5 protein-coding genes and 1 rRNA gene are annotated in these 7,094 nt (G+C 51.1%); 4 read left to right on the plus strand and 2 right to left on the minus strand.

The annotated features are described in order from the left end of the window. A partial coding sequence (locus ACETWG_11450; protein ID MFB0517202.1) for a hypothetical protein occupies nucleotides 1–572 on the minus strand: 572 nt, incomplete at its 3' end. Between the two features lie 127 nt (nucleotides 573–699). On the opposite strand from ACETWG_11450, the gene ACETWG_11455 reads away from it, so the two are divergent. Next, nucleotides 700–894, plus strand: a complete 195-nt coding sequence (locus ACETWG_11455; protein ID MFB0517203.1) for a hypothetical protein — start codon at nucleotides 700–702, stop codon at nucleotides 892–894. Between the two features lie 12 nt (nucleotides 895–906). On the opposite strand, the gene ACETWG_11460 is transcribed toward ACETWG_11455, so the two are convergent. After that, complete coding sequence (locus ACETWG_11460) at nucleotides 907–1,749, minus strand: hypothetical protein (GenBank protein MFB0517204.1); 843 nt, start codon at nucleotides 1,747–1,749, stop codon at nucleotides 907–909. Between the two features lie 374 nt (nucleotides 1,750–2,123). Between ACETWG_11460 and ACETWG_11465 the strand changes: the two genes are divergently transcribed. The 3 genes from ACETWG_11465 to ACETWG_11475 all read left to right on the plus strand — a co-directional run. Beyond that, on the plus strand, nucleotides 2,124–3,047 hold the full coding sequence (locus ACETWG_11465; GenBank protein ID MFB0517205.1) for a tol-pal system YbgF family protein: 924 nt from the start codon (nucleotides 2,124–2,126) through the stop codon (nucleotides 3,045–3,047). Between the two features lie 356 nt (nucleotides 3,048–3,403). Further along, entirely contained in the window at nucleotides 3,404–5,710 is a 2,307-nt protein-coding gene (locus ACETWG_11470; GenBank protein MFB0517206.1) for an FISUMP domain-containing protein, read from the plus strand. A 574-nt stretch (nucleotides 5,711–6,284) separates the two neighbouring features. Beyond that, nucleotides 6,285–7,094, plus strand: a 16S ribosomal RNA gene (locus ACETWG_11475); the annotation flags it as partial.

Here is a 7,094-nt window from a genome sequence, read left to right on the forward strand (position 1 = left end):
GGTATGGAATCGGGGGTCCAGGCGTTTCCATCGTAGTGCAGGAGGGTGCCGTAAAGGCCGCCGGCCCAGATGTCCTGCGGCCCGCTGCCGCCGATGGCCATCAGCCCTGGGACCGACGGCGTTTTCACCTCCCGCCAGCCCGTGCCATCGTAGTGAAGGACCATGGCGCTGTCGATGAAGTTGGGTGGCGGATCGGGATTGCGATATGAATGTACCCCAACGGCCCAGACATCGTCTTCGGCAAAGCCGAGGACGTCTCGCAGGTCGTCAGCCACTCCACCCACGAAGGTGGTGTAATCGACATTACGCCACTTCTCACCGTTATAGTGGAACATCTTGCCGGTGTACAGGGCATTGTGCCCCACCGCGTAGACATCGGTGGGGGAGCTGCCCCAGATAGCCGTCATGGCTGTCTGGGGTCCGAAGGCCAGGGTGTCCACGGTCCAGGTGTACTCCCGGGGGTCTCTGATGACGTCATCATCGTCATCGTCGTCTGGGCCGGTACCGTTGCGGCATGTGGAGGCCCAGAACAGCATGAGGCAGGATACCAGGGTAAGGGACAGGCGTTTCAAAGGCGGTTTCCCCTTGTCAATTATATATATACAACATTCGGCATGGTTTGTCAAGGGGAAAATGATGCGACCACATCCAATCCCATGATTACCTCCCGTGTATGACGATGCTGACTTGTGGATAGTCATGCGTGATCCAGCCTACCACGAAGACCTCTCTCCCGTCGGTCCAGATGTCGTAAAGACTTCGCGGCAGGTTCCGCGGCTCAGGATATTCGTACCAGTCTACGCCGTTGTAGTGGTAGATCAGACCGCTCTTGTCGCTGTAGCGGTAGCCCACAGCGAAGATATTGTCATCGCTGCTGCCGTAGATATCGAATAGGGTGAATTCCCCTTACAGGACCCGCTCCCAGGAACCGTCCCGCCACAGGCTGATATTGCCACCTCCCACGCTGTACAGCCGGCCGGAGGGGCTCAGCCAGATGTCACGCCAGACAACACTCCAGAGGGTTTTCAATAACGACCAGCTTTCCCCGTCGTAATGTAGGAGCCAGTTGCCGTCGTCGTCTGCCCAATAATAGAAGCCATACAGATCATCGGCCCGGTGGCCGGTGAAGAGGTTGAAGTAGGAGAACTGATCGGGATCATGGGCATCCACCAGGGGTATGGAATCGGGGGTCCAGGCGTTTCCATCGTAGTGCAGGAGGGTGCCGTAAAGGCCGCCGGCCCAGATGTCCTGCGGCCCGCTGCCGCCGATGGCCGTTATGCCCCGTCCCGGTGGTGTCACCGCCTCCTGCCAGACGGCTCCATCGTAATGAATAATCAGGGTACTGTCCAGCCAGTTGGGGGGTGGCTCGGGATTGTCATAAACCCGCTCGCCTACCGCCCAGACGTCATCAGAAGCAAAGCCATAAACGGAGCTGAGATCGAAATACCCGCTGATATGTCCGCCATAACTGGTACTGAGTTCCACCATATCCCACTTGTCGCCGTCGAAATGAAACATCTTTCCCTGGACCATTTTGGCGTTGTGTCCCACCACATAAACGTCGGTAGGGGAGCTGCCCCAGATACGCTCCATGGCTGTCTGGGGGCCGAAGGCCAGGGTGTCCACGGTCCAGGTATACTCCCGGGGATCTTTGGCGACCTCGTCGTCGGGGCCTGTGAGCAAACCGCAAGCAGATGCTCCCAGGAGCAGGAGAATGATAGAAATGAAATAGAAACCGATACGGCCCATAAGGCATACCACTTAATTGTCACTTACATTATAAGATAGCACCACTATATTGTCAAGAAATATCCGCTGGATCATCGCTATTGGGTGTCCAAAAGGTTTCTATTTTCTCCCTGTTTCAGGGACTTGCAATGGTTGTCGGAGGTGCGCGGCAGCTACGTGCTCCTATGAAACGCGGGCAAACGGACGAGTCGCCCCTGCAAGCCCCTAGTACACAGTTCCAAGCCTTCAGCTATTCATCGGCACCATTTTCCGGGTGGTGGTGAACGGCGGGCTGTTTCCAATGAGGATGGTAACTAACCGACATATGCAGATACCAGCAAGTGTGGTGTGGCGGAAGAGGTGCCATTGGCACATCCAGCCCGTAAATTCGCATCGTGCGCTACCTGCTTGGCATACTGCTGGCCATCGACCTCCTTGCGGCCCAGGAAGTAGCCGATACCACGGCCCTGGACACTACCGACGCCCGCTCCAACGCTTACATCCACGAGGACTGGTCCTATTTTGCGGAGCGGCTGCGGAACGAGTTCCTGGCGCTGGGTGAGAAGAAATACCGTCGGGGGGAGTTCCAGGCGGCGGTGATGGAATACTTCAGCTTCCTGTATCACTTTCCCGAGGATGAGCTGGTGCCGCTGGTGCACTACCGCATCGGTCGGGCTTACGAGCGCCTCAAGGAGTTCGACCTGGCGCGGCAGCAATACACCGCGGTGCGGGACAGCCTGGACGCAGATCCGCTGGTAAAGGTAGTCTGCCTGCGGCAGCTGGCGCGGATGGATTACGAGCTGGGAGACTACCAGGCGGTCCTTAACCTGCCGCCCATGGAAGACCCTTATATCCTGGTGCTGAAGGGCTTTGCTTCCCTTACCATGGAGAATTGGACAGACAGCGAGGAGTTGTTCCGGCAGGCCTATCGGTTCTACCCGCCCCGGGCCCAGAAGGTGCTGGATAGCCTGATAACCGACATCGAGGCCATCCCTGAGTTGCGCTACTATCGGGGCTGGAAGCGCAGCTTCTGGAACCTGCTGCCTGGTGGAGGACTGCTGTATCTCGGCAGCCTGGGTGAAGCGTTGGGCTATGCGATCGGCACCGGGACGCTGGCCATGGGGGCGGCCATCGTGCCGCACTGGACCCGCTACGTGATGGGATTGGGTGCAGTGGGCGTTTACATGGTGAGTTTCAAGGCGTCGAAGAGGCTGATGGAGGACCGGAACCTGGGAATCCGGGAGGCGCGGCTGGTGGAAATCAACCAAGCCTACTCCCTGGATACGTTCTGGTCCTTCGCCCACCCGGCCATATATTGATCCCCAAGGCTGCTGAAGACCAGCTCCCCTCCTGCCCGGGGTATGTCCGGTCCTGACGGCGGGTGAAATCATACCTTTTGGAGACCTGAATGCTTTTCGTTAACTTTCTTCTGTAAGGGATACAAGTTAGGAATGGTCCCCTTTCTTAGCCAAGCGGGTATAAATCTGAACTGTGCAAGAACTGATTGGCCACAAAGATGTCAGCACGATGATAATTTATACTCACGTATTAAACAAAGGTGAACCTGGCGTGCGAATTCCGATTGATGGGCTTTGACTGGCTTTATGCAGCCTGTATAATCATTGTTAGCCGCTATTAAATTTTCATTATTAAAAATGGAGGGGAAAGAAGCTAAATGAAATATTGGGCATTTATTATTTTATTTGCCTTTATATCATTTTCCTGTAATGAGAAAAGCCCTACTGAATCAAAAGATAACGAAGATTTAGATCAACCATCAGCAAGTGATACAGTTAATATATCAGGAATAACCTGTGATAAAACAACAGTAACTGTTATAGATACGGTAAAACTCGAATGCATAGCAAATTCTTCAGGTACTCTACATTATCATTGGAGCCTTAAAAAGGGTAATACAGTTTATAATTCAAAGATAATCGATAGAGCAGATACTTCTAGTTCTTTTGATTTTGGTAAATGGATAAAATGGAATCCACCCAGTTCAGGTACTTGGACAATTGAAGTATTAGTATACCTTAGTTCAGCAGACCATTATTCAAGCACTGGTACAGGTAGTTATGATATTCATTATAATTATGATTCATATGGTAGAATAAATAACATACATTATAGCTCTGGCAATGAAATTTGGGATGTCTATTATGAATATGATGGTTATGGTAATATTAAAACAAAGCATTGTTTTAATTACGATGAAAAAGGTGAGCTATGGAATATAAAAAATATAATACAGTATATTGAGAATGTTGATATTGAAGTTACGCCTAGTTTTATATTATTAACTAACGGACAGTCTCGCCAGTTCACTTTTACCTTCATTTATTCAGATCATGGCACACAGGATGTGACTTCTTTGGCAACATGGTCTGTATCACCTGGTATTGCTGGCAGCATAGATGCAAAAGGTCTTTTCACTGCCGGAACCAACGTGGGTACAGAAACGGTCACAGCATCTTATCAGGGGCAAACAGCACAGGCAACCATCACTGTCGTTAGTAATCAACAATGTGGCACCATGACAGACCAAGATGGCAACACCTATCAGACGATCATCATCGGTACGCAAGAGTGGATGGCTGAAAACCTGAAAGCAACGCATTACCGCAATGGCGAACCGTGCAAATACTATGAAAACGAAGCGGCCATATATGGCTATCTGTACGACTGGTATGCAGTGAACGACAGCCGTGGCATTGCACCTGCAGGTTGGCATGTGCCCACGGATGAAGAATGGAAAACGCTTGAAAAACAACTGGGGATGGATTCGTCAGAAGCAGATGATAGAGGCTCTCGGGGTACAGATGAAGGAGGTAAACTAAAAGTAGGTGGAACAGTGCATTGGGAAACCCCCAACATCGGCGCAACCAACGAGAGCGGGTTTTCCGCGCTTCCGGGAGGTTACTGTTCGATGGGGGATTACTGTGAAGATCTCAATTATTACGCCTACTTCTGGACGTCGACCAAGGATAACATTGAATGGTGGAACACGTGGTACCGGTGCCTGTATTACAATAGTTCATCTATATGGCGTAACGCCGAACATCCGAGCTACAGGTTCTCTGTACGTCTTGTCAAAGGTGAATCTGCACCACACACATTGTCATCAATCAATATATCGCCCACAATCAGTATTGTAAATCCGAGCGAAACGCAGCAGTTTACCCTCACGGCCAGGTATTCAGACCAAGCCACGGAGGATGTGACTACTTCAGCAATATGGTCGGCATCACCAGGTACCTCTGGCAGCATAGATGCAAATGGTCTTTTCACTGCCAGATCCAATACTGGAACCAATTCATGTACAGAAACAGTCACAGCCTCTTACCAGGGACAGACAGCACAGGCAACTATCACCATCCCAGGCACCATGACAGATCAAGATGGAAACGCCTATCGAACGCTCAACATCGGTACACAGGAGTGGATGACTGAAAATCTGAAAGTAACACATTACCGTAATGGCAAACCTATACCTAACGTTATAGTTAGTAATGATTGGGGCATTTTATCTACCGGTGCTTATTGTGTATATAATAATGATGAAAACAAAGCGGTAACCTATGGCTATCTGTACAACTGGTATGCAGTTAAAGACAGCCAGAATATTGCCCCTCCCGGCTGGCATGTGCCGACTGATGAGGATTGGCAAACTCTTATTGATTATCTTGGTGGTTCGAATGTTGCGGGTGGCAAACTGAAAGAAGCTGGAATAGCGCATTGGGAAAGCCCCAACACCAGAATCGATAACTATGGAAGAGGTTTCTTAGCACTTCCTGGCGGTTGGCGTAATGGCATTGGTGACTTCATGTATCTTGGTTATAAAGCCTTCTTCTGGTCATCTACCGAGACGCTCAGTAGTGGTTACGCATGGTACCGGTGCCTATATCATGACGATACAGATATGGGCAGGGACAGTTACTTAAAGAAAGGCGGTTTCTCTGTCCGTCTTGTGAGGGATTGACAATTTGACTATTTGCCCTGTGGAATACGAAAATTCTTTGATAAAATTGCAGAATATTATGATTTTAATTGGAAAATTTAAGCCGTTAACCATTTCATTCACCTGATTGCGAGTGCTATGCGATGATTTTTTTAGTTTTCGATTTTTCAATGGATATTTGACAACTCATCTTATATGTGCATTAAGCTCGCAGTAGGCGATGATCGGCGTCAGTGCCATCCCGGAGGATTGGTGTATGTAGGTCACCCCGCCGAGGCCATGGGGTAAGCCCTGGGAACCGGCACCCTGACCTTTGCCGCCATTTTACTGAGCTGTGCCGCTCGGCATGGTCTCGTCCTTCGCCCATCCGGCTATTTACTAGAGCAATATCAGGTCGTTTGTGGCTTGGGGTGAAGGTCTTTTCCTTCAAATAGGTACCGATTGAGAAAGATTTGCAAGGGGTAGGGAATTATATTAATTTATCCTGGATAGGGGCGAATGAGATTCGCGCCTAAAAGGTGTTTTTTGACATTGCGAGAAGAGCGTGCGCGGGTCACAGTCGATCAAGTGGCCACGGTAGTTTTAGAAACGCCATACAACGGAGAGTTTGATCCTGGCTCAGGACGAACGCTGGCGGCGTGCTTAACACATGCAAGTCAAGGGGAATCCTGCTTTCGGGCGGGAGGACACTGGCGAACGGGTGAGTAACGCGTAGGTAACCTACCTTGCAGATCGGGATAACCCCGGGAAACCGGGACTAATACCGGTTACGACCCCGACACATAAGTGTCGGGATGAAAGCGGCCTTGAGAAATCGGGGTCGCGCTGCGAGATGGGCCTGCGTCTGATTAGCTAGTTGGTAGGGTAAAAGCCTACCAAGGTGACGATCAGTAGCTGGTCTGAGAGGACGATCAGCCACACTGGGACTGAGATACGGCCCAGACTCCTGCGGGAGGCAGCAGTGGGGAATTTTGCGCAATGGGCGAAAGCCTGACGCAGCAACGCCGCGTGACCGATGAAGCTCCGAGGAGTGTAAAGGTCTGTCCCGGGAGAAGAAAGGCTCCGATGTGAATAATGTCGGAGGTTGACGGTACCCTGGAAGAAAGCCCCGGCTAACTTCGTGCCAGCAGCCGCGGTAATACGAGGGGGGCGAGCGTTGTCCGGAATCATTGGGTGTAAAGGGCTCGTAGGCGGATCGATCAGTCGGGATTTAAATACCACGGCTCAACCGTGGAGCTGGTCTCGAAACTGTCGGTCTTGAGTTCGGTAGAGGAAGGCGGAATTCCTGGTGTAGCGGTGAAATGCGTAGATATCAGGAGGAACACCGGTGGCGAAGGCGGCTTTCTAGCCCGATACTGACGCTGAGACACGAAGGCTAGGGGAGCAAACAGGATTAGATACCCTG

The organism is Candidatus Neomarinimicrobiota bacterium (assembly GCA_041862535.1).
Taxonomy (GTDB): Bacteria; Fidelibacterota; Marinisomatia; order SCGC-AAA003-L08; family TS1B11.

Coding starts and splice junctions, on each gene's coding strand:
- ACETWG_11470 (MFB0517206.1), top strand. CDS start 3,404: ATGAAATATTGGGCATTTATTATTTTATTTGCCTTTATATCATTTTCC.
- ACETWG_11460 (MFB0517204.1), bottom strand. CDS start 1,749: ATGGGCCGTATCGGTTTCTATTTCATTTCTATCATTCTCCTGCTCCTG.
- ACETWG_11455 (MFB0517203.1), top strand. CDS start 700: ATGCGTGATCCAGCCTACCACGAAGACCTCTCTCCCGTCGGTCCAGAT.